This window comes from Streptomyces malaysiense, assembly GCF_000980885.2.
GTDB classification, from domain to species: Bacteria; Actinomycetota; Actinomycetes; order Streptomycetales; family Streptomycetaceae; genus Streptomyces; species Streptomyces malaysiense.
This window is the reverse complement of sequence record NZ_LBDA02000016.1, coordinates 32,399-53,841: the sequence shown is the minus strand read 5'-3', so window position 1 is coordinate 53,841 and position 21,443 is coordinate 32,399. Positions and strand designations below refer to the sequence as shown.

General features: G+C 73.9%; 18 protein-coding genes. 6 read left to right on the top strand and 12 right to left on the bottom strand.

The window, feature by feature from the left end; translation table 11 throughout:
* The 3 genes from VT52_RS08215 to VT52_RS08205 are packed head-to-tail and all read right to left on the bottom strand — an operon-like array spanning nucleotide 1 to nucleotide 1,908.
* The gene (locus VT52_RS08215) at nucleotides 1-414 is read right to left on the bottom strand and encodes an arsenate reductase ArsC (RefSeq protein ID WP_046417679.1); all 414 of its coding nucleotides are present in this window, start codon (nucleotides 412-414) and stop codon (nucleotides 1-3) included.
* The gene (arsB, locus tag VT52_RS08210) at nucleotides 407-1,504 is read right to left on the bottom strand and encodes an ACR3 family arsenite efflux transporter (protein WP_046417681.1); all 1,098 of its coding nucleotides are present in this window, start codon (nucleotides 1,502-1,504) and stop codon (nucleotides 407-409) included. Before arsB ends, VT52_RS08215 begins: the two co-directional genes overlap by 8 nt.
* Nucleotides 1,501-1,908 carry an ArsR/SmtB family transcription factor gene (locus VT52_RS08205; protein ID WP_046417682.1) on the bottom strand — a complete coding sequence of 136 codons (408 nt, stop codon included), beginning with the start codon at nucleotides 1,906-1,908 and terminating at the stop codon, nucleotides 1,501-1,503. Before VT52_RS08205 ends, arsB begins: the two co-directional genes overlap by 4 nt.
* A 78-nt stretch (nucleotides 1,909-1,986) precedes the next feature.
* Between VT52_RS08205 and VT52_RS08200 the strand changes: the two genes are divergently transcribed.
* Complete coding sequence (locus tag VT52_RS08200) at nucleotides 1,987-2,457, top strand: ArsI/CadI family heavy metal resistance metalloenzyme (protein WP_046417685.1); 471 nt, start codon at nucleotides 1,987-1,989, stop codon at nucleotides 2,455-2,457.
* A gap of 105 nt (nucleotides 2,458-2,562) precedes the next feature.
* On the opposite strand, the gene VT52_RS08195 is transcribed toward VT52_RS08200, so the two are convergent.
* The 5 genes from VT52_RS08195 to VT52_RS08170 all read right to left on the bottom strand — a co-directional run bounded on the left by VT52_RS08195 (nucleotide 2,563) and on the right by VT52_RS08170 (nucleotide 9,529).
* Nucleotides 2,563-3,804 carry a hypothetical protein gene (locus VT52_RS08195; RefSeq protein ID WP_046417687.1) on the bottom strand — a complete coding sequence of 414 codons (1,242 nt, stop codon included), beginning with the start codon at nucleotides 3,802-3,804 and terminating at the stop codon, nucleotides 2,563-2,565.
* Nucleotides 3,805-4,596: 792 nt separating this feature from the next.
* Nucleotides 4,597-5,103 carry a hypothetical protein gene (locus VT52_RS08185; protein WP_240509684.1) on the bottom strand — a complete coding sequence of 169 codons (507 nt, stop codon included), beginning with the start codon at nucleotides 5,101-5,103 and terminating at the stop codon, nucleotides 4,597-4,599.
* Nucleotides 5,104-5,169: 66 nt separating this feature from the next.
* Entirely contained in the window at nucleotides 5,170-6,408 is a 1,239-nt protein-coding gene (locus VT52_RS08180; RefSeq protein WP_046417772.1) for a vWA domain-containing protein, read from the bottom strand.
* Nucleotides 6,409-6,560: 152 nt separating this feature from the next.
* Nucleotides 6,561-7,910: an AAA family ATPase gene (locus VT52_RS08175; protein WP_240509683.1), complete on the bottom strand. Its 1,350-nt coding sequence runs from the start codon at nucleotides 7,908-7,910 to the stop codon at nucleotides 6,561-6,563.
* Between the two features lie 209 nt (nucleotides 7,911-8,119).
* Nucleotides 8,120-9,529 (bottom strand): hypothetical protein, encoded by a 1,410-nt coding sequence (locus tag VT52_RS08170; protein WP_046417776.1) that lies wholly within the window; start codon nucleotides 9,527-9,529, stop codon nucleotides 8,120-8,122.
* Nucleotides 9,530-10,197: 668 nt separating this feature from the next.
* Between VT52_RS08170 and VT52_RS08165 the strand changes: the two genes are divergently transcribed.
* The 3 genes from VT52_RS08165 (at nucleotide 10,198) to VT52_RS08155 (ending at nucleotide 12,834) form a co-directional block, all read left to right on the top strand.
* A complete protein-coding gene (locus VT52_RS08165) occupies nucleotides 10,198-10,536 on the top strand; it encodes a MerR family transcriptional regulator (protein WP_046417690.1) in 339 nt (112 codons plus the stop codon).
* 232 nt (nucleotides 10,537-10,768) lie between these two features.
* Entirely contained in the window at nucleotides 10,769-10,975 is a 207-nt protein-coding gene (locus tag VT52_RS08160; RefSeq protein WP_046417692.1) for a cold-shock protein, read from the top strand.
* A gap of 239 nt (nucleotides 10,976-11,214) precedes the next feature.
* A complete protein-coding gene (locus VT52_RS08155; protein WP_046417695.1) occupies nucleotides 11,215-12,834 on the top strand; it encodes a DEAD/DEAH box helicase in 1,620 nt (539 codons plus the stop codon).
* A 229-nt stretch (nucleotides 12,835-13,063) separates the two neighbouring features.
* On the opposite strand, the gene VT52_RS08150 is transcribed toward VT52_RS08155, so the two are convergent.
* Nucleotides 13,064-14,044, bottom strand: a complete 981-nt coding sequence (locus VT52_RS08150) for a helix-turn-helix transcriptional regulator (RefSeq protein ID WP_046417696.1) — start codon at nucleotides 14,042-14,044, stop codon at nucleotides 13,064-13,066.
* Between the two features lie 102 nt (nucleotides 14,045-14,146).
* On the opposite strand from VT52_RS08150, the gene VT52_RS08145 reads away from it, so the two are divergent.
* Nucleotides 14,147-14,590: a VOC family protein gene (locus tag VT52_RS08145; RefSeq protein WP_046417699.1), complete on the top strand. Its 444-nt coding sequence runs from the start codon at nucleotides 14,147-14,149 to the stop codon at nucleotides 14,588-14,590.
* Nucleotides 14,591-15,024: 434 nt separating this feature from the next.
* Here the strand turns inward: VT52_RS08145 and VT52_RS08140 are convergent, their stop codons facing one another.
* On the bottom strand, nucleotides 15,025-15,462 hold the full coding sequence (locus VT52_RS08140; RefSeq protein WP_046417701.1) for a TIGR03618 family F420-dependent PPOX class oxidoreductase: 438 nt from the start codon (nucleotides 15,460-15,462) through the stop codon (nucleotides 15,025-15,027).
* A 321-nt stretch (nucleotides 15,463-15,783) separates the two neighbouring features.
* Here VT52_RS08140 and VT52_RS08135 point away from each other — a divergent pair, with 321 nt between their 5' ends.
* Nucleotides 15,784-18,834: an AfsR/SARP family transcriptional regulator gene (locus VT52_RS08135; protein ID WP_046417702.1), complete on the top strand. Its 3,051-nt coding sequence runs from the start codon at nucleotides 15,784-15,786 to the stop codon at nucleotides 18,832-18,834.
* A 357-nt stretch (nucleotides 18,835-19,191) separates the two neighbouring features.
* Here VT52_RS08135 and VT52_RS08130 read toward each other — a convergent pair whose 3' ends face one another.
* Complete coding sequence (locus VT52_RS08130) at nucleotides 19,192-19,920, bottom strand: hypothetical protein (protein ID WP_046417703.1); 729 nt, start codon at nucleotides 19,918-19,920, stop codon at nucleotides 19,192-19,194.
* 273 nt (nucleotides 19,921-20,193) lie between these two features.
* Entirely contained in the window at nucleotides 20,194-21,429 is a 1,236-nt protein-coding gene (locus VT52_RS08125) for an NAD(P)/FAD-dependent oxidoreductase (protein ID WP_046417704.1), read from the bottom strand.
* Nucleotides 21,430-21,443: the final 14 nt, after the last annotated feature.

Genomic DNA, 21,443 nt, shown 5'->3' with positions numbered 1-21,443 from the left:
TCAGCTCGTCGGGGCGATCTCTTCGATCAGGCCGCGGATGCGCCCTTCGATCTCGTCGCGGATCGGGCGGACCGCCGCCACGCCCTGCCCGGCCGGGTCGGGGAGCTGCCAGTCGAGGTAGCGCTTGCCGGGGAAGACGGGGCAGGTGTCGCCGCAGCCCATCGTGATGACCACGTCGGACGCCTGGACGGCCTCCACCGTGAGCACCTTGGGCACCTCGGCCGCGATGTCGATGCCCGCCTCCGCCATGGCCTCCACGACGGCCGGGTTGACGGTGTCGGCGGGGGCGGAGCCGGCGGAGCGGACCTGGACGCGGTCGCCGGCGAGGTGGGTGAGGAAGGCGGCGGCCATCTGGGAGCGTCCGGCGTTGTGGACGCAGACGAAGAGCACGGACGGCGCGGCGGTGTCAGGCATGGGCGGGGTCCTCCTGGGGCGTGGGGACGGCGGGGGCGGTGAAGTAGCGGCGGGCGTACAGGGCGACGTACACCAGGCCGATGAGGGCGGGCACTTCGATGAGGGGGCCGACGACGCCGGCGAGGGCCTGGCCGGAGGTGGCGCCAAAGGTGGCGATGGCGACGGCGATGGCCAGCTCGAAGTTGTTGCCCGCGGCGGTGAAGGCCAGAGTGGTGGCCCGCGAGTGGTCGAGCCCGACCGCACGGCCCAGGGCCATGGAACCGGCCCACATGACCGCGAAGTAGACCAGCAGTGGCAGGGCGATGCGGGCGACGTCCAGGGGCTGCGAGGTGATCGCGTCGCCCTGCAGGGCGAAGAGGACGACGATCGTGAACAGCAGGCCGTAGAGGGCGAACGGACCGATGCGGGGGATGAGCCGGGACTCGTACCAGGTGCGGCCCTTGGCCCGCTCGCCGATCCGGCGGGTGAGGTAGCCGGCCGCCAGGGGGACGCCGAGGAAGATGAGGACGCTGCGGGCGATCTGCCACACCGACACGTCGAGGCCGGTCCGTTGCAGGCCCAGCCAGCCGGGCAGCACGGACAGGTAGAACCAGCCGAGCGCCGCGAACGCGATCACCTGGAAGACGGAGTTCAGGGCGACCAGGACGGCGGCGGCCTCGCGGTGGCCGCAGGCGAGGTCGTTCCAGATGATGACCATGGCGATGCAGCGGGCCAGTCCGACGATGATCAGGCCGGTGCGGTAGGCGGGCAGGTCCGGCAGGAACAGCCACGCCAGGGCGAACATGAGCGCCGGGCCGACGATCCAGTTGAGCAGCAGGGACGGCAGCAGCAGGCGGCGGTCGCGGGTCACGGTGCCGAGGCGGTCGTAGCGCACCTTGGCCAGCACCGGGTACATCATCACGAGCAGGCCGAGCGCGATGGGCAGGGACACTCCGGTCACGGTCACCCTGGCCAGTACGTCGCCCAGGCCCGGGACGAGGCGGCCGAGGCCGAGCCCCACGGCCATGGCCGCGAGGATCCAGACGGCCAGGTAGCGGTCGACGAAGGACAGGCGTCCGGCCACGTTCCCCTCGGGGGCGGCAGTGCTCACGAGGCGGCTCCGGCCGGTGCGGTGCGCGCGGGCAGAGGCTCGCCGGCGGGGCGGGTCAGGATGCCGGCGAGACGGTCGGTCATCTCCGGCACGAGCCAGTAGTAGACCCAGGTGCCGCGCCGCTCGCAGTCGATCAGGCCCGCCTGCCGCAGCAGCTTCAGGTGATGGGAGATGGTCGGCTGGGACAGGTCGAAGGCCGGGGTCAGGTCGCAGACGCAGACCTCGCCGCCCGCCCGCGAGGCGATCATCGAGAGCAGGCGCAGCCGCACCGGATCGCCCAGCGCCTTGAACACCTTCGCCAGCTCCGCGGCCTGGTCCTCGTCCAGGGGAGCGGTCAGCAGCCCGGAGCAGCACGCTCCGACGTCATCGCTGCGGCCGAGCACCTTCAGCTCTTGTTTCGACATGCCTCTATGTTGACAGTTTTCGATCCAACGCGCAATCTTGCATCGACAGTCATCAATGCAAGTGGATGGGAGCCCGTCATGTCCCGCGCTCAGCTCGCCCTGCGTGTCAGTGACCTGGAAGCGTCGATCACCTTCTACTCGAAGCTGTTCGGCACCGCACCGGCCAAGCGGCGCGAGGGGTACGCCAACTTCGCCGTCACCGAGCCCCCGCTCAAGCTCGTACTCATCGAGGGCCGGCCCGGCGAGGAGACCCGTCTGGACCACCTCGGCATCGAGGTCGACTCCACCGACCAGGTGGACGCCGCCACCACCCGGCTCAAGGACGCCGGCCTGGCCACCTTCGAGGAGAACGACACCTCCTGCTGCTACGCCCTCCAGGACAAGGTCTGGGTCCACGGCCCCGGCAAGGAGCCCTGGGAGGTCTACGTCGTCAAGGCCGACGCGGACACCCTCGGCAAGAACGCCGGCCCCGGCACGGCCGGCGACGGCTGCTGCACCGGCCGGACCACCGAGGAGAACCCGGCGGCGGCCGGCGGCGCCTGCGGCTAGGCACCGGCGCCCTGCCCGCGGCGGCGCCGCGGGCAGGGCACGGCCGGCCGTCGGCGGCCGGACCGGTGGCCCGCGCGGGGCCGGGAGCCGGGTACGCCGGGTCGGTCAGGTGCGGGTGATCGTCCCGCATCCCGTGCCGTCGGACTTGGAGCCGTCGCTCAACGGGTGGCTGCGGTCGTAGGGGTCCTCGGCCGGGCCGGTGGCCGGGGCGCCCGAGGGGGCTTCGAGGGGGAAGGTGGGGTGGAAGTAGCCGTCGTAGATGCCGCACTCGTCGTTGTAGAACTCGGCGTTCCAGTGCTCCAGCATCAGCTTGCCCGGGGTGACGTCCCACCGGTTCGGGTCGGACAGCACCAGGGTGAGCTTGCGGCGGATGATCGTACGGGCCACGAAGTCGCTGTCTCCGCCGGCCTTCACCAGCGGATAGACGAAGGTGTAGTCGGCCTGCACACGGACCTGGCCCGCCCGTTCGGCGGCGAACGTCATGTGGCCGCGCACCTTGACGACGTCACCGGCCAGGCGCACCTCGTGCGGGTCGAAGCGGCTGAAGAGCGAGACGGGCTGGTTGTCCCGCGTGGGCTTGTCCAGTGCCCGGCGCAGCCGGGACAGCACAGCGGGCTCCTTCGGGTCGATGAGGGCGAACGCCTCGTCGGGCTGACCGCCACGCAGGACGTCCGGGTTCAGATTGGCCGCGACCAGGAAGTCCTTGGTGCGGCGCAACGCGAGCGACACGTCCTCCCGGCTCAGCCCGGCCACCGCCTTCGCCGCCGGCGGCTCGATGGCGGCCGCCCCGTCCGCCCATCGCGCCGCGGGCGAACCGCGGAACGGGTGCTCGAGGGTGGGCAGCGCCGTCTGGTCGGTCTCGTCCGGAGCGCTGGACGGCGCGGCCGTCTCGGCGGGCAGCCGCGACGGGGAGGCATCGACGGCGGACGCCGCCGAGTCGTGGCCGGGGAGCCGGTCCAGCAGCAGCGACGGCCGGACGGCGACCAGGGCGACCGCCACGGCCAGCAGCACACCGACGGCCGACCACGCCTGACGGCGGCGGGCACGGGTGCCGTTGATCTCCTGCCAGGCCGGGCCGGTGCGCCAGCCCGGCGGTGTCCACGGCTGCGGCTCCGCCGCCGGCTTACGCCGCCACCTCCGGCGTCCGCCGCCCTCGGAGTCCGTCGCCCCGTCCCGCTCGCGCAGCCGTCGGGTCACCATGCGCGCCCGCGCCGACGGCTCCTCCGGTCCGGCGCCGCCACCGCCCTCCGCGGCGTCCCGAAGAAACGCCTCCCACTGCTCGTCGGATATGGATGACTGATGGTCAGGTCGGTTGTCGGGCTGCTCGGGAGGTGGGGCGGTGGTCACTGGCTCGCTCTCGTCGTACCGTGCGAAAGATCTTCACAGCAGTGTTTCCGCTGCTCACGATGGGTGCACAGGGTCGTTTGAAAGCCGTGATCAAACCGGTGCGCGGCCGAGGCAACCGGAGGTGGCGGGGAGGCGTCGGTCGGCCGCGGGGCGCCGGTCACGCGGCGTGGCCGAAGACGGTCAGGCGGCGTACGTCCACGGCCGGCCGCGATGGTCCACCGCGCCGGGGCCGGCACCTCGGTCTCGCCCCCTCGGCACGGCATCGGCCCGGCCCCCTTCCGGTCCCTCACCGTCCGGCGGCCGACCGGTGGATCACCTGGCGGGCGTCGCTCCGCTCACCCGCGTCGTGCTCTTCCGCGAGCCAGGAGTGCGGCGGCGGCGCCCGTGAGCAGAGCGAGGCTCAGTCCGAGAACGACCGCGTCGACGAGTGACGGCCCCTGCGTCCGGGCCCATACGCAGCCGAGCGCGAAGGCCGCGGTCACCGCGACGCGTCCGGCGGCTCCCCCGGACGCGATCAGAGGAGCCCTTCCGGCCATGCGGCGGCGGTACTTCACCACGAGGATCACCGCGGCGGCCAGTATCAGTACGTCCGGTCCGGCAAAGGCGCCCATAGCCCGCGAATACCCCTCACGTTCCGGAGGCCGCCGTCCGTCGCCGGCCGCGCGCCGGCTTCTCGGAAGGCCCCCGCCCAACCTTCACGATCAAGGGGCGCAACCTAGCACGGGCGGCCGGGCCCGGACAGCGGGCGGGGCGGCCATGGGCCGGTTCGAGCCGGACCACCACCGCCGCCGCTCAGACCGAGTCGTCGAGAAGGGGCATGTGGCGTTCCGCGAGCGGGCCGACGCCGAGGTCCTCGCGCATGAGCCCGCGCATCTCGGCCGCCGCCCGGCCGCGCGCCTCCCAGCGGGCGCGGTCCTCCGGGCCGCCGACCGCGGTGCCGTAGGCGTAGCCGTCGCAGATGCGTCGCAGGCAGTGGAACACGCCGTTGGACGCCCTGACGACGGGCTGGGGCGCGATGAGCCACATCCGTTCGGACGCGATGGCTATGCCCGAGTCCCGGAAGGCCTCGCGCAACGCGAGGGCCCGCTCGTCGTCGGACGGGTGCTCCCGCCGGGCCAAGGCCCGCAGGGTCTCGCCGAGGACCTTCACGGTGGTGGTGTACTGCGTGTAGACGTCGAGCCGCAGCCGGAGGGCCTCCTTGGCGTCGTCGTGCTTCCACCGGTTCCGGTCGGCGATGACGGTCGCGACGATGCCGATCGCGGCACCGGCCAGGGTGGAGAGCAGCGGCAGCGAGTCCATGCGGGCCAGCTTGGGGCATCGTGTGGCGGCGGCACCAGGGGTGGGGCGGCGCCCGGACACCGCCCTTCAGCCGATGGTGACGACCCGTGCCCAGGACGGCGGGATGTCCGGCACGTAGTCGGGGTCCTCCTCGTCGGCGGCGCGGGCGGGGCGGGGGAAGAGTCCGACGACGGTACGACAGGGTGGTGGCGCGGAGGGCCAGGGGGTCTGGCCGTCGGTGAGGGCGACGATCACATCGGGGCGGGGCCGGGAACACAGGGCCCGAGCGAACCCGGAGCGCAGGTCCGTGCCCCCGCCGCCGACCAGCGGGATGTTCTCCGCGCGGCACAGCGGTACGGCGATCCCGGCCGCCGCGTCGCAGGAGAGCACCGAGACCAGGTCCCGCCGCCCGCCCACCGCCCGGGAGATCGCCGCCACCTCCAGCAGCGCGCTGCCCAGCTCGGCGTCGCTCACCGAGCCGGAGGTGTCGATCACCACGCACACCCGGGGCGGCGTGCGGCGCAGGCTCGGCAGCAGCACCCCGTGGACACCGGCCGAGCGGCGGGAGGGGCGCCGGTAGCTGTGGTTCTCGCCCGCCCCCGGCGCGCCGGCCGCCGAGCGGACCGCCGCGCCGAGCAACTGCCGCCATGGCTGGGGCGGATGGAACGCCTCGTCGGCCCACCGCCGCCATCCCTCGGGCGCGTCGCCGGGCCGGCCCTTGATGCCCTCCGCGACCCGGAAGCGGACCGCGTCGCGCTGCTGCCGGCTCAGTCCGTCCGCCCCGTCGGGCCCCAGTTCCCAGGGCCGCTGACGTCCGTCGGCGCCGCTGCCGCAGTCCAGCCAGGCCAGGTCCCCGCTGATCCCGGACATCGACGCCGTCCGCAGGTATTCCTCCATCAGGAGCCCACCGGGCAGCCCCAGCAGGGACGGCAGGACCGCCCCGGCCGGCATGGGCAGACCGTCGCCGTAGATGTCGTCGTTGATCTCGAAGTCGGCGGCGATGTTCTGCCGCAGCCGCAGCCACGCCCGGTCCTCGGCCGTCGCGCCGCGCCGCCCCGGCCCGGGGTCCTCGTGTTCGCACGCGTACCGCTCGCCGCGTCCGTGATGGTTCCGCAGGAGGTGGGAGACCTCGTGCACCCAGACGCCCGCCAGTTCCTCCAGCGGGGTGCGGGCCACGAAGCCGGGCGAGACGTAGCAGCGCCAGTGCGCGTCCACCGCCATCGTCGGCACCGAGCGGTCCTCGACCACGTGCAGCGCGAAGAGGGCGGCGGCGAGGTAGGGGCGGACCTTCACCGCGTGGAGGCGGGCGGCGAGCAACTTCTCCAGATCCAGGGGCGGTCCGGGGCGGGAGCCGCTGTTCCGTCCGGCGGGGGTGGCCGGGGAGGGTGAGGCGGTGGTTCGCGCCGGACGGAGCGGCGGGGGTGCGGGCACCGGGCGGGGCGAAGGGCGCGGCGCCGGGCGGTTCGCGGGAATCGGCGTCATCGGCGTGTGCCCGTCGCAGGCGCGGGGCCGGCGGGACGGGACGGAGGGGCCGGCCACGGCCGGGCCCGCCGCGCCGATACGAACGCCGCCGGTGCCGGCTCCGACTTGGCGGAGCCGGTGGCCGAGTCCACCGACCGGTCGGCCCGTTGGGCGAGTCCGATCACTCCGGCCAGGCGTTCCACCGCCTCCGGCACCTCCCACTCGTCGCGCCGCAGCGCGGCCAGCGCCGTCGCCGGGGCGACCAGCAGGTCCGGTGCGCCGGTCTCCAGCGCGCGGACGAGCACGGCCCAGCCCGCCTCCCACCGCTCCCGCCGCGGCCGCGCGCCGACGGCGGCCACCACCGCCTCCAGCGCCGCCTGCCGCAGATCGCCCCGCTCCGGCAGTTCGGCGGAGGCCGGGTCCGCGAGCAGCGATTCCGGGTCGGGGAGGTCCATCCGGTCGAGGTGGGCGAGGAGTTCGAACCCCGGTCCGTCCCCCACCGCCCCCCGCACCAGCAGCGCCAGCACCTCCTTGGAGACGCCGGCCGCCGTGCCGAAGGCGAGCAGGGTCAGCGCGGCCTCCCAGCTGCGCGGCGAGGGCCAGGCGCCGCCGCGCCGCGTCTCGGTGCTCGGCAGCCGGTGGATCAGCGTCGGCCTGGCCTCCAGGAACCCGCACACCGCGCGCCGGGCGTACGCCACCGCCGCCGGCAGCCGCTCCGGCACCAGCCGGGGCAGTTCGGCCCGGGGCCAGACCCCGCCGAGGCCGCGCACCACCACCTCCCGGTCGTGCACCCAGTACAGATGCACGAACCGGTTGGCGAGCGGCGGGCTCAGCTCCCACCCGTCCGCCGCCGAAGCGCGTGGATTGGCGGCGGCCACGATCCTTACGCCGGGCGGCAGTTGGAGCGCGCCGACCCGCCGCTCCAGGACGACCCGGAGCAGCGCGGCCTGGACCGCCGGCGTCGCGGTGGAGAGTTCGTCGAGGAAGAGCAGGCCCCGCCCGGCCCGTACCAGCTCCACGGCCCACTGCGGGGGCGCCATCGGTACGCCCTGTACCGCGGGGTCGTCGCCCACGATGGGCAGCCCGGAGAAGTCGGACGGCTCGTGGACGCTCGCGATGACGGTGGTCAGCGGCAGGTCGAGGGTGGTGGCGAGCTGCGTCAGCGCGGCGGTCTTGCCGATGCCCGGCTCGCCCCAGAGCAGCACGGGCAGATCGGCCGCGACGGCCAGGGTGAGCGCTTCGAGCTGTTCGTCGGGGCGCGGTTCCGTGACGCTCGCGCGCAGGAGGGTCAAAAGCTCTCCCGCTATGGCGAGTTGGGGGTCCGTGGGGGCGGACACCGGGCTGGGGAGGAGAGTGGCGGAGGTCATGGGCATCACCTGGGTGGAAGGGGGACGGGAACGGCCGTCCCGGATGACGGAGGGTCCTGCGGCGCGGGCGCGCGGTGCGAGCCGCCGGTGCGAGCCGCCGGTACGGCCGAGCGTGGCGGGGCCGAGCGTGGCGGGGCCGAGCAGGCGGGAGCGGATCGGGCCGGGCGGAGCAGGCGGGATCGGACAGGACGGGAGCGGACAGGGCCGGGTCAGATCTGGCCGGTGCGCGGCCGGGGACGGCTGGTTCGCTTGCGCCGCAGCGCGATCGGCGTACGGCGGTCGAGCCGGGGGCGGTGGTCCGCCTCGGCGGGCCCGGCTCCCGGGGCGCGCCGGGCCGCGGGGTGCGCGGCGACCAGCCCCGAGCGGAAGAGCCCGTGGTCGACTCGGCGGGCCGCCGCCGACTCCAGTTCCCTTCGCAGGGGTCCCGCGCGCAGCACCGCGGCGGGGCCGAGCAGGCCCTCGACGACGGCCAGCGCGCCGGCGACGTCGCCGTGCCCGAGCCGCTCCCGCACGGCGGGCAGCGCCTCCGGATCGCGGTGCACCGCGTCGATCGCCCGCAGGCACGGCAGCGCGGGGCCGCCGAGCGCCACGAGCAGTTCCTCGCGGCGCAGTTCGACGGGGTGGTGGTCGACCGCCGTGAGCACCCCGTCCCGCAGCGCGATCCGGTGGATCTCGCCCCGGCATTCCACGCGGTGCGGATCGTGGGGTTCGGGGACGGGACCGGACGGCTCCGGGCCCCGCGCGAGCGGGCCGACGGCCGTCAGCGCCTCGGCGACGAGCGGATGCAGCCGTTCGGCCCGGGTCAGCCCGTGCCGCAGCAGCTCCAGATCCGGGAGGACCCGGGCCGCGGCCTCCGGGAGCACCGGGAGCGCGGCGACTTCCTGGGGCGGCAGCCCGTGGCGCAGCGGCCGGCAGGTCGGGACGTGGCTGTCGTCGGGGGCGACGAGTTCGAGTACGGCGCGGGTGCGCGCGCCGAGCCGTACGGTGAAGGCGCCGCGCGGACGTCGGTCGGCCCGTAGGAGCAGCTCCGCCTCGGCGGCCCACCTGCCCGTCGCCCAGGGGGAGCCCTGGTCGCCCGGACCGCACCGCCGCGCCAGTTCGCCGCCACGCGCGACGTCCCAGAGGTGCCGGTGCAGGTCGAGCCGGAAGCGCCGGTCTGGGTGCGGGTGGGGATGGTGTCCGGCGGTGCCGTCGCCGGGCCCCTCCCAAAGGGTCAGGGACATCCGTTGTCCGGCGTCCGCGCGGGCCGGTGGCGTCCGCACCACCAATTGGGCGGCTGGGGCGCCGTCGTGACCGGTGTACCGGGCGAGGGAGATGGTGAGCCCGGGACGCAGGCGTCCGTCGGGGGCGATCCGGGGCATGTGCCAGCGCAGCAGATCGGGGGCCAGCCGGCGCAGGTCCGCACGCAGGCGGGTGGCGAGTTCGGTGCCGTGGCGGTGGCGCACGGCGCGCAGATCGAGATCGGCGTCGATCCGGGCGGCGGCGCAGGCCCCCGCCCAGTCGCCGGCCGCACGGCGCGCGGTCGCGGTCTCGATCATGGACGGTGGCACGGCGTACTCGCGCACGCGCTGCCACATCAGCAGGTGGGGCGGAAGGTCGTTCGCGATGTGAGATGCCATCAGCACTCACCCTGAGCGAACGATTCCCCCAATCCGTACGAGGAGAAGTTCTTCATCGCGAGCATCATAAGCACCGCTCCGGCGGTCTGTCAGTCGCGATTCCGGCGTCCGCGGGGGCCGCTCCCGGGAGCCGGGGCGTGGTGACTGCGGCGGGAGATACCTTGACGGCGCGCGGAGTTGCACGCGACGTACGCAGCCGGACCTGCTCGGGGCGCGCGTGGGCAAGCAGCGGAACGAGGAGTCCCCGCGGCAGGCGACGCTCGCCGCCGCCGACATCGTGACCGTCTCCCCCGCACCGCGAGGAGGCCGTGGCCCGGCCGCCGGAGCCGGCCCCGCACCACAGCGCCGCCCGCCCGGGGCGGGCCAGGGCCCGGCGGAGTGATCGCGGTCGGCCTGTGCCGGGCCGCCGGTGTCCGTCTCCCGGGAGTGGCTCCGCCGCCGTCACCCCGGCCACCGCGGGCACCACCGCGTCCGACGCCCCCGCACGGGTCCGGACCTCGGCGGCGGGGCCGTACGCCCCGCCTGGGCCGCCACGCCCGGAAATTTGCCACGGCCGGGATACATGTCCTCGACCGGCGGCACTAATGTGGTGCCACGAGGTGGACGGCACCGCACCCGCGCGGGACGGGCGCCGGGCTCCTCGCCGCAGTCCCCGGAACGAAGGTGTCATGCCCGCTGAGAGCGCCCCCGGCGTCGGTCACCTGGACGACGACGACTACCCCGCCTACACCATGGGGCGGGCCGCCGCCGTCCTGGGCATCACCCCGGCCTTCCTGCGGGCCGTGGGCAGGGCCGGGCTGATCGACCCGCTGCGTTCGGAGGGCGGCCACCGCCGGTACTCCCGCCGGCAGCTGCGCATCGCCGCCCGCGCCCGGGAACTGGTCGACCAGGGCACCCCCGTCGAGGCCGCGTGCCGCATCGTCTCGCTGGAGGACCAGCTCGCGGACGCCCACCGGCTGAACCGGGAAATGCGCCGGAAGCTGAACGGGCGCGACCCCGATACCTAGTCCCGCCGATACAGAATCTCCGGGCACAGTGGGACGAGAATCGGCCGGACGGCCGGAAAACCCCACGGCGCGGCCAAGCGACGTGTGTTAGCGTGATAGGCGTTGCAGTTTTGGTTGCCAGAGAAATTTTTTTCTTTGCAGAGCTTTCCGGATCTTTCCGGAGGGGTGATCACAGCGGCGACTCGGCTTCGCAAGGTGCGGAGTCCGGCACTGCCCCCCAAGGGAGATTCACATGGCAACTGGCACCGTGAAGTGGTTCAACTCGGAAAAGGGTTTCGGCTTCATCGAGCAGGACGGCGGCGGCGCTGACGTGTTCGCCCACTACTCGAACATCGCCACCTCCGGCTTCCGTGAGCTGCTCGAAGGCCAGAAGGTCAGCTTCGACGTCACGCAGGGCCAGAAGGGCCCGCAGGCCGAGAACATCGTTCCGGTCGCCTGACGCCGACACGCGTCGTCGCGGGCCGAGCGGCTCGCACATCATGAGGCTGGGGCCCGCGCTCTCGGGGTGCGGGCCCCAGCTCGTTGTCTTTTTCCGGGCCCTCGCCTTTTCCTGGACGACTCCAGCGCCAAGAGCGGCCCGGCTCTTCACCATTTCTTCGGCTCATTCTTGCGAATCCTCACGCGGTCGGCACCGCCGGACGGAATTCCTCGATACGCCGCATCGAGGAGGGTTCCCCCATGAACCGCACCCGCCGCACCAACGGCACCACCGGTGACCTCCGCGCCCCCCGCAGGTCCGCGCGTCCCCGTCCCGGCGCCGGTCGCCGGACCGGCCAGAACGCCCGGCCCGCCGCGCGCCGGCAGGAGTTCGCCCTGCCCACCACGGTCACCGAACCGCTGCCCGCGATCGAGGCGTTCGCCGAGCTCGACATGTCCGAGCGGCTGCTGACCGCGCTGGTCAACGAGGGCGTGACCGCGCCCTTCCCGATCCAGGCGGCCACCCTGCCGAACGCGCTCGCGGGCCGGGACGTCCTGGGCCGGGGCCGTACCGGCTCGGGCAAGACGCTCGCCTTCGGCCTGCCGGTACTGGCCCGGCTGGAGGGGCAGCGGGCCCAGCCCAAGCAGCCCCTCGCCCTGGTCCTCGTACCGACCCGGGAACTGGCCACGCAGGTCACCGACTCGCTCGCCCCGTACGCCCGCGCCCTGCACGTGCGGTTCGCCACCGTGGTGGGCGGTGTGTCGATCGGCCGCCAGACCAGCGCGCTGCGCGGTGGCGCGGAGGTCGTGGTCGCCACGCCCGGCCGCCTCAAGGACCTGATCGACCGCGGCGCCTGCCGCCTCGACCACGTCGCCGTCACCGTCCTCGACGAGGCGGACCAGATGGCCGACATGGGCTTCATGCCGCAGGTGACCGCGCTGCTCGACCAGGTCCCGGCCCGTGGCCAGCGGTTGCTGTTCTCGGCCACCCTGGACCGCAACATCGACCTCCTGGTGCGGCGTTACCTCCACGACCCGGTCGTGCACTCGGTCGACCCGTCCGCCGGTGCGGTCACCACGATGGAGCACCACCTGCTCCAGGTGCGGGACACCGAGAAGCACGACGCCGTGACCGAGATCGCCGCCCGCGACGGGCGCGTGATCATGTTCCTGGACACCAAGCACGCGGCGGACCGACTGGCCAAGCACCTGCTGTCCGTCGGGGTGCGCGCCGCGGCCCTGCACGGCGGCAAGTCCCAGCCGCAGCGCGACCGTACGCTGGCGCAGTTCAAGAACGGCCAGGTCTCGGCCCTGGTGGCGACCAACGTCGCCGCCCGAGGCATCCATGTCGAGGGTCTCGACCTCGTCGTGAACGTCGATCCCCCGGCCGACCACAAGGACTACCTGCACCGCGGCGGCCGTACCGCCCGCGCGGGCGAGTCCGGCACCGTCGTCACCCTCGTGCTGCCGCACCAGCGGCGCGCGATGGACCGGCTGCTGGCCGACGCCGACATCACCCCGCGCACCGCGCGGGTGCGCCCCGGCGAGGACGAGCTCCAGCGCATCACCGGTGCCCGGACGCCCTCCGGCATACCGGTCGTCCTCGCCCCACCGGCCGACGACCGCCGCGAGAACGGCGAGGGCTCCGGCCGCCGCCGGGGCCGTGGCAGGGGCCGCGGCGCGGGCGGCCAGGGCGGCGCCGGGCGCGCTGCCGGCCAGGGCGCCGGTCGCGGCGGGGCGAACGGGCAGGGCGCGGGCCGGGGCAGGAGCGGCCAGGGTGTCGCGGTGCGCGGCGAGGGCGGCGGCCAGGGTTCTGGTGGCCGTGGTGGAAGCGGCCGGGGCGGGGCGCAGGCGCGTCGGCCCCGCAGGGCCACCTCCTGACCCGGACACGCCGACGGGGAGCGCGGAGCGGGCTCTGACCCGCCTCCGCCCCGGCGGTGACGAGGACGCCGGGCCGGGCAGCGCCGTGACGCCGTCGCACCCGCCCGCGGACCCGTACCCCGGCCCTTTTCGGTCCGCCCCCTCCCCGGCCCTCTTCCTCCGCGGCTCTCCCCCGAGGGTGCTCACCGGCCGGCCGGGTCCCGGCAGGCGCCCGGCCTCCGGAATGCCGTCAGGCGCGGGCGTAGGACGCCAGCCGTTCGGTGAACTCAGCCATCAGGACGCGCAGTTCGTCCGGGCCCTCGATCGCGAAGGGCCGGTCCAGGGAGGCGAGGAGCGGGGGGAGCCAGTCGAGGTGTTCCGCGTGCAGGCGGACCCGCAGCCAGCGTTCGGCCGTCGGGTCCGAGTCCGCCGCGGGGTCGTCCAGGCCGGCGACGGTGACCGGGAGGCGGGTGCGGACCCGGGCCGGGGTGCCGTGGATCCGCAGGGTGACCTCGTGGCGGTACCCGGCCGCGGCGAAGCCGGACAGGACGCGCTCGGCCGGGTCGGGGCCGGAGGGCGGTTCGAACGTGCCGGGCAGGGTCCGCGCGGCGGTGATGCGGTCCAGTCGGAAGGTGCGGTCCTCGCGGAGTCCGGCGTCCTCGCCGGTGACGTACCAGCGGCCGCGGTGCGCGACGATCCCGTACGGGTACAGGGTGCGTTCGCTGCGCCGGTCCTCGCGGTCGGCGTAGCGGATCGAGACCGGCCGGCGGTGGCGCACCGCGTCGGCGAGGGCGAGGAGGACGGCACCGTCCGGGGCGTCGGGCGCGCCGGGCTCGTCCGTGACCGCCAGGGCGTCCAGGAGGGCGTCCAGGCGGGCGGCGATGTGCCGGGGCAGGACGCGCCGGATCTTCGCCGAGGCGGTCTCGTTCGCCGTGCGCTGCGCGGTCGTCAGCCCCGCCCGCCGGCCGGCGATCAGCCCGAGCAGGACGGCCAGCGCCTCGTCGTCGCCGAGCATGAGCGGCGGCAGGCGGTACCCGGGGGCGAGCCGGTAGCCGCCGTAGCGGCCGCGCACCGACTCCACGGGCACGTCCAGGTCGATCAGCTGGTCCACGTACCGGCGCACGGTCCGGCCCTCGACGCCGAGACGGTCGGCCAGCTCGGCCACCGTCCGGGTGCCGCCCGACTGCAGCAGTTCGAGGAGGGTCAGGACGCGGCCGGTGGGTCGGGACATGGGCACAATCTAAGCCGCTGAACGCCGATAGTGGACCGTTTCTGTCCACTATTTCTCCTAGCCTGCGGGACGACCAGCCTCCGGCACAGCCAGGGAGATCCCATGGACTTCGTCTCGATCCGCGTCATCACCGCCGACGTGGCACGCCTTGTCCGGTTCTACGAGCGCGCCCTGGGGGTGCGGGCGGAGTGGGCCACCGAGGACTTCGCCGAACTCCGGCCCGCGGGCGCCACGCTCGCGATCGCCGGCACCCGCACCGTCCCGCTGTTCGCGCCGGGCTCCGCCCGCCCGGCGGACAACCAGAGCGTGATCACCGAGTTCCTGGTCGACGACGTGGACCGCGTCCACCGGGAACTGACCGGCTTCGTCACCGAGTTCGTCACCGAGCCGACCACGATGCCCTGGGGCAACCGGTCGCTGCTGCTGCGCGACCCCGACGGCAACCTGGTCAACTTCTTCACGCCCGTCACCCCGGCGGCCGTCGAGAAGTTCGCGGGCCGAGGAGCCACGCCGCCGGTCACGCACGCCCCCGACCACGCCCGATAGCCTCCGGCAGGCGGCTCCCGGCGGGATTCGGGCAGCCCATGGAATCACCTGGACCGGCCGCGCGGGCCACCCCGCCGCGCGCCGGAACGGCCATGGCGCGGACAGGAGTCGTACGGGGTGACCGGCGGGGCGCACGCCACGAGGAACGGACACCGGCCCGCAGCCCGGCCGGCAGGCCCTGGTGACCGCGCCCGCCGTCGCGGCCCTCGGCGGCCGCGCCGGACCGGTCTCCGGCGCCGGGCAGGCTCGCGCCGCACCTGGTGCCCGCGGCGGTCGGCGAGGGCCACGGCCGGCAGCCGCGCGGCGCCGGCGGCCCGGTCGCCGGGCCCAAACCGCCGCTCGACCGGCTCCGCGTCCGGGGCGTCGCGGTCGCGGACGACGCCGTCCGCGACCTCCGCGGCCCGCCCGCCGGCACCGGCGCCGAGCCGACGGCCTCAGGAGGGCAGCACTCCCGCCCGGAACGGCTCCACCCCCACCACGTGCCGCACCCTCTCCGGCTCGACCAGCACATGCACCCGCTGCTCCCCCTCCAGCAGCCATGGGTAGCTGTCCAGCCCCAGGTACTTCCGCGCCAGCCGGTCCATCCCGCGCTCGGCCTCCTCGCCCGTCAGGAGGCGCACCGCGCGGCCGGCGATCAGCACCCGGTCGTAGGGGTCCTCGGCGGCGGCGTGGGAGAGGTGCACCCGGGCGTCATGGCGCAGGTTCTCCTCCTTGATCCGTCCGACCGACGTGTTGAAGACGATCAGCCCGTCCTCCAGCCCCACCCACATCGGCGTCGCGTGCGGCGCCCCGTCCGGCGTCACCGTGGCCACGGACCAGAAGTTCGTCCCCGCCAGCCGCTCCCGCACCAGCTCCGTCAGCTCCGCCGCCATGACAGCCCCTTTCCTTGATCATCATCGGTCCCGACCACCGTGCCACGGACGGCCGCCCGGCCGAAACCGTGCCCGCGGAAAGGCCGTGGGGAGACCGGCGACCGGCCGCACGGGCCGGTTCCGGCCGCCCGGCGCGGCCCCAGAGCCCTCGTGCGGGCCCCGTCCCCTCACCCTCCCCAGCCCGGGGCGACGGACCGGGGGAAAATATCTTGTTTATCGGTCAAATTGGGAATGGCACGGCGTGCGCATAGCCAGCGTCATCAGGGCCATGACACCCTCGTAGGCCCGGCCCGTACAGGTCCTACCGGCGGGAGGACGCTGGTGGAGTTCGAGATCCGGCTCTCAGGTTCGGTCGAGGTGCGCCTCGACGGGCGGCGCGGACCGCTGGGCCCCACGAAGACCCGTCTGCTCCTCGCCTCCCTCGCCTGGGACGCGGGGCGTTCCGTGAGCGTGGACAGCCTGGTCCACCGCATCTGGGACGAGCATCCGCCGGCCACCGCCCGCGAGACCCTGCACACCCACATCTCCCGGGTGCGCCGCGCCCTGCGGACGGCCGGCCCCGACGCGCCGGCCATCACCAGCCGGACGAACTCCTACGTCCTGCACGTCGATCCCGACCGGGTGGACCTGCGCGCCTACACCGGCCGCGTCGAACAGGCCCGCGCGCTCAAGGGCAGCGACGGCGAGGCGGCCCTCCGGCTGCTGGAGCGGGCGGACGCCCACCGGTACGGCGAGCCGCTCGCCGGGATCTCCGGCTCCTGGCCGGACCACCTGCGCGCCACGGTGGGCGAGACCACCCTCATGGCGGCCATGACCCGCGCCGAACTCCTCGTGAACGCCCAGAAGTTCACCGAGGCGGTACCGGTCCTCGCCCCCCTGGTGTCCGAACACCCGGTGGACGAGGCCCTGGTGGGACTGCTGGCCGTCGCGCTGCACGGCGGCGGGCGCACGGCGGAGGCGACCAGGCTGCTGCAACGCACCCGGCAGCGCGTCATCCGGGACGTCGGCCTGGACGGGGGCCGGCGCCTCCACCGCATCCAGGAGGGAATCCTGGCCGGCACCCCGGCAGGCGCGCTGTACGGCGAGGGTCCCCGCCGCCGGCCCTCCGCGCGGCCCGGCCGTCCCGTGCCGGACAACCTGCCGCGGGACGTCCCCTGGACCGGCCGCCGCGAGGAGTCGCGGCGGATCACCACGGCCTTGCGCGAGGGCGGGGGCGAAGGCGGTCCGGGCGCCGTGGTGACGATCGAGGGGATGGGGGGCGTCGGCAAGACCGCGCTGGCCGTGCACTGCGGGCACGAGGTGGCGGACCGCCATCCCGACGGCCGCTGCTTCGTACGGCTCGGCGGCCACGCGGCGGACCGGACGGCCGGCACCCCGAACCGCGCGCTCACCACGCTGCTGCGGGTGCTCGGCCCGGAGGGCAAGGAGCTGCCGCGGGACACCGAGGAACTCACCTCGATGTGGCGGTCGCTGGCGCGGGACCGGCGGATGCTGGTGATCCTGGACGACGCCGTCTGCTCGGAACAGGTACGGCAGTTGCTCCCCGGAGCCTCGCCGACGGCGGTCGTGGTGACCAGCCGCCGCCGGCTCACCGGCCTGCCGGGCGCGCGACCGGTCCCGCTCGACGTGCTGCCCCGTGCCGACGCGATCGCCCTCTTCGAACAACGCCTCGGGCCGGGCAGGCCGTCACGGGAGGCGGAGGTGGCGGACATCGTGCGGTTCTGCGGCCACCTGCCGCTGGCCGTGGAGATCGCGGCGAGCCGGCTGCTGGCCAGGTCGTCGTGGACCGCGGCGGATCTGTTGCGGCAGCTGACCGCCGGTGCGGGCGGGCTGGACGAACTCCGCGACGGGGAGAGGACATTGGAGCACGTCTTCGCCCTGTCCTATCGCGCGCTGAGCGCCGATCAGCAACTGGTGTTCCGGCGGATCAGCCTCCACACCGGAATGGAGTTCGGACCGCATGCGGTGGCCGCGCTGACGGGACTGTCCCTCGCGGCGACGGAACGGGCGCTGGAACAGCTGCTCACCCGGCATCTGGTTTCCGAACCGGCTCCGCACCGCTTCACCCTGCACGATCTTCTGCGCAAGTACGCCCGCTCGCTGAGCGAGGCGGAAGGCACGAAGTCACGGGCGGCGACGGCACGACTGGCGACGTTCTATATGGCGGCGGCGGATCGCGCGGACCGTCTGGTGCACCCCTACCGTTCTCGTACCGGTGTGGACACCGACGAGTTCATCACCCTCCCCGAGATCAATGACGTACACACGGCCGAACAATGGGTGATCAGCGAAAGCGGAAACCTCTCGGACACGCTGGAGTGGATCAGTGGGCACGGTTCCGAACATCAACTCGCCCTATGCGTTCATGTATTGACAGGACTGCTCGACATGCGCGGGCATCCGGCCACCACGGAGCCGCTGCTACGGCGGGCCGTGGACCACTGGGCCGCGGCGGGGAACAGCGGGGCGCGGGCACGGGCCCTGCTCGACCTCGGCGTCGCGCACAGCCATCACTCCCGTTACGAGGAGGCGATCTCGGCGGCGGGCGCGGCACGGGAGCTGGCGCGCGCGCTGGGGGATGCGGAACTGGAGATCGAATGTGTCGACCAGATGTGCATATCGCTGTGGCAGGCGGGCCGGTACAGGGCAATCCAATCCCTGCAAGAAGGGATACTTGATTCCCTGCTGCAAACCGGAAATTCCCTCCAAATTGCACGCAGCTACAACATACTTGGCGTCACCCATCTTCATCTCTCGGAATTCGACTCGGCCCGTGCTCACTTCGACTCCGCCCTCGGGCAATTCACGGCCATCGATCATGAGCGAGGAATCTTCAGCACGCTCAACAACATGGCCGAACTCGCCACAAGAACAGGGGACCCGGAGGGAGCCGAGAACGCTTACCGGAAAGCCATCTCCCTGGCCCTGAAAAGGTCCGACAGAAGAGAGCTGGCCACTCTGAGGATGAACTTGGCCAATGCCCTGATCGACCTGGGGAAAGCCGACGAGGCGCTGACTCTCTCGCATCACAGCCTGGACTTCTTCCGAAGCGTGGGCGACCGGCGCAGGGAGGCCATCGCCCTCAACCGGATCGGCCGGGCGCATCGCACGGCCGGCCGCGGCGAGCAGGCCATACCGCTGCATGTCGCCGCCCTCGCACTGGCCAGGCGCATCGGCGCGGCGGGCGAGGTGGTCGACGCGACCCACGAAGCCGCCCTGTCCCACATGGCCACCGGTCGCACGGCCCAGGCATTGACATATGCCGAAGAAAGTTTCAATTTGAGTATGCAGATCGGCGCTCACGCCGAAGCGGACCGGGCCTCGCACACTCTCGCCGCCCTGCGCGACATTCCGCGGACAACCGCGGGGTGACCAGCCTTTTCCCGTACCGCACGCGCTCGTTGATCCAGAGGGCTCCAGTGGGATATGAATGGCGCACCCGTTACCGCCGAGCGTTCGATCCAGACGCTCTTATGTAGCGCGGTCCGTACTGCCCCACCACTTGGAAAGCAGCTCCAGTGAGATCGATTCTTTACGTGGCCATGACATGCATGCTCTTTGCAATAGCATGCCATCCGCCGACATTCCCCTTCTCCTGAACACCCATAGCAGCGCGAAGGCCGCCCTCCCCCTCCCGTGGAGGCGGGGCGGCCCTCCTGCGCCCTGGGACGACCCCTGAAGTGACCCCCTAGGGCGACCCCCCTGGGGTGACTCCCTCAGGTGGACCCCTCAGGGCCGCACCATGTGCAGCCGCCCCGGATCCGCCTCCATCCGCAGCGGTGCCCGCACCTCGCGCACCGGGACTCCGTCCACGTCCAACCGGTGCGCACCCCAGGCCCGTTCGAAGCGCAGGCGTCGCACCCTGCGCATCCCGAAGGACTCCCCCCGCACCTCCAGCAGCCCCGACCCGGTCGCCCTGACGCCGAGGCGGCGGCCGTCCGGCATGGTGATCTTCTCGTTGTCGAGGATGAGGCGGATGGGGCCCGGATCGGCATTCAGGGACACCAAATCGGCCTGAAGCAGCGCGAGTTCGTAGCCGCGATCCGCGAGGTGGATGCCGATGACGTCCTTGTGGCAGGCCCCCGCGCCCGTCGTCCCGTCGGGCCGGTCGATCAGCAGCGGCAGGCGCCATAACGCCGCCGCCCGCATCGCCTGCTCCGGCCGCAGCCCCGGCGTGTGCACCAGCAGCCCCACCGACCGCGGCGGCAGACCGTACTGCGCGCCGCCCCGCTCGCCCGGCTCCGGCGCCGGGCTCAACTCCGCGCTGGATACCCCCCGTTCGGCCAACCGGGTCCGCAGCGCGGCCGCGCGTTCGCGCTCCGACCCGTGACGGCCCCGGACCACCCCGAGGGTTGAGCGGGTCGCCGGCAGGGTGGCCGACAGTCGCACGGCGGCGGTCAGCAGTCGGTCGACGCACATGACATGACGGGCGGTCGGTGGCGAGGACGAGGGCAGCATGCGGCTCCTTGCGCGCTCGGGACGGAACGCACGTGGCCGCCTGCACGGCTCGGCCCACGGCGGCACCGGTCGTTCAATCTCTAACGTAGTGCGAGAGTGCGGCCGGTGTGAAGCCGCGCCAGGAGGGGGTGAACACGGGCCGGCTCCCGTGTGTCGGGAGCCTTTCCCTGCGCCCCCGGTACGGCCCGGTCCGCCACCACCGCCACCCAGGCCCGGCCTCGCCGACGCCACCGACTGGTCGCGTGCACAGCCTGGTTCACCGACCCGGCGCGGTCAGACCGCCCCACCCGCCACCGGATCCGCCGACCGCTCCGCCGACCGCTCCGCCACCCGCCCCGGCCCCCGCTCCCCCCGCGGCACCACCCCGCGCGCCCTGACCGGCACCAGCAGCGGGTGGGCGACGCCCCACGCGGCGCCCTTGCAGATCGCCTCCTTGTAGCGGGCGGCGAGGCGGCCGGTCAGGGCACGGTCGACGGCGCGGTCGTCCGCGGTGACGAACTGGATCAGGCCGTCCCGGCGGCCCAGGGAGACGCACTGCTGGTAGTACCGCACGGAGGTCACCGGCACCTTCCTCCCGCCGAGCCGCGCCGCGATCGCGTCGGCCGCCTGCCAGGCGGCGGGCACCCCCGAGGCGCAGGACATCCGCAGCGGCTTGTCGCCGGGGCCCATGGCGAGGGCCGCGTCACCGATGGCGTACACCTGCGGGTGCGAGACCGAGCGCATCGACCGGTCGACCACGATCTGACCGCTCTCCCCGGTCTCCAGCGTGGTGGCCCGCGCGATCGGGTGGACGGCGAAGCCGGCGGTCCACACGGTGGCCGCGGACGGGAGCGTGGTGCCGTCCGCGGTGGTGACATGGCCCGCGGCCACCGCGGCCACCGCGGTGTGCTCGTGCACGGTGATGCCGAGCCGGTCACAGACCGCGCGCAGATGGCGGCGGCCCTTGGGCGAGAACCGCTCGCCCAGGGCGCCGCGCACGGCGAGGGCGACGTCCAGGTCCGGGCGGCTCTCGGCGAGTTCGGTGGCGGCCTCCACACCGGTGAGTCCGCCGCCGACCACGACCACGGGCGCACCGGCCGTCAGCTCGGCCAGGCGGGCGCGCAGCCGCAACGCGCCGGGGCGGCCCGCGATGTCGTGGGCGTGCTCGGCGACGCCCCGGACGCCCTGGTCGTGCCATCCGCTGCCGAGGGCGTAGACGAGGGTGTCGTAGGGCAGTTCCTCCGCCGTGCCCTGTTCCCCGGTGACGGTCACGGTCCTGCGGTCGGCGTCCACGGCGGTGACCCGCGCGAGCTTCAGGGTGACGCCGGTGCCCGCGAACATGGCACCGAGGGGCCGCGGCGGGAGTTCCTGTCCGGCGGCGAGCTGGTGCATCCGGACGCGCTCGACGAAGTCGGCCTCGGCGTTGACGAGGGTGATGGCGACGTCCTCGCGGCGCAGCCGCCGGGCGAGGCGCCCGGCGGCGATGGCTCCGGTGTATCCGGCGCCGAGGACGATGACGCGGTGCTGCATGGCCTGCTCCTGTC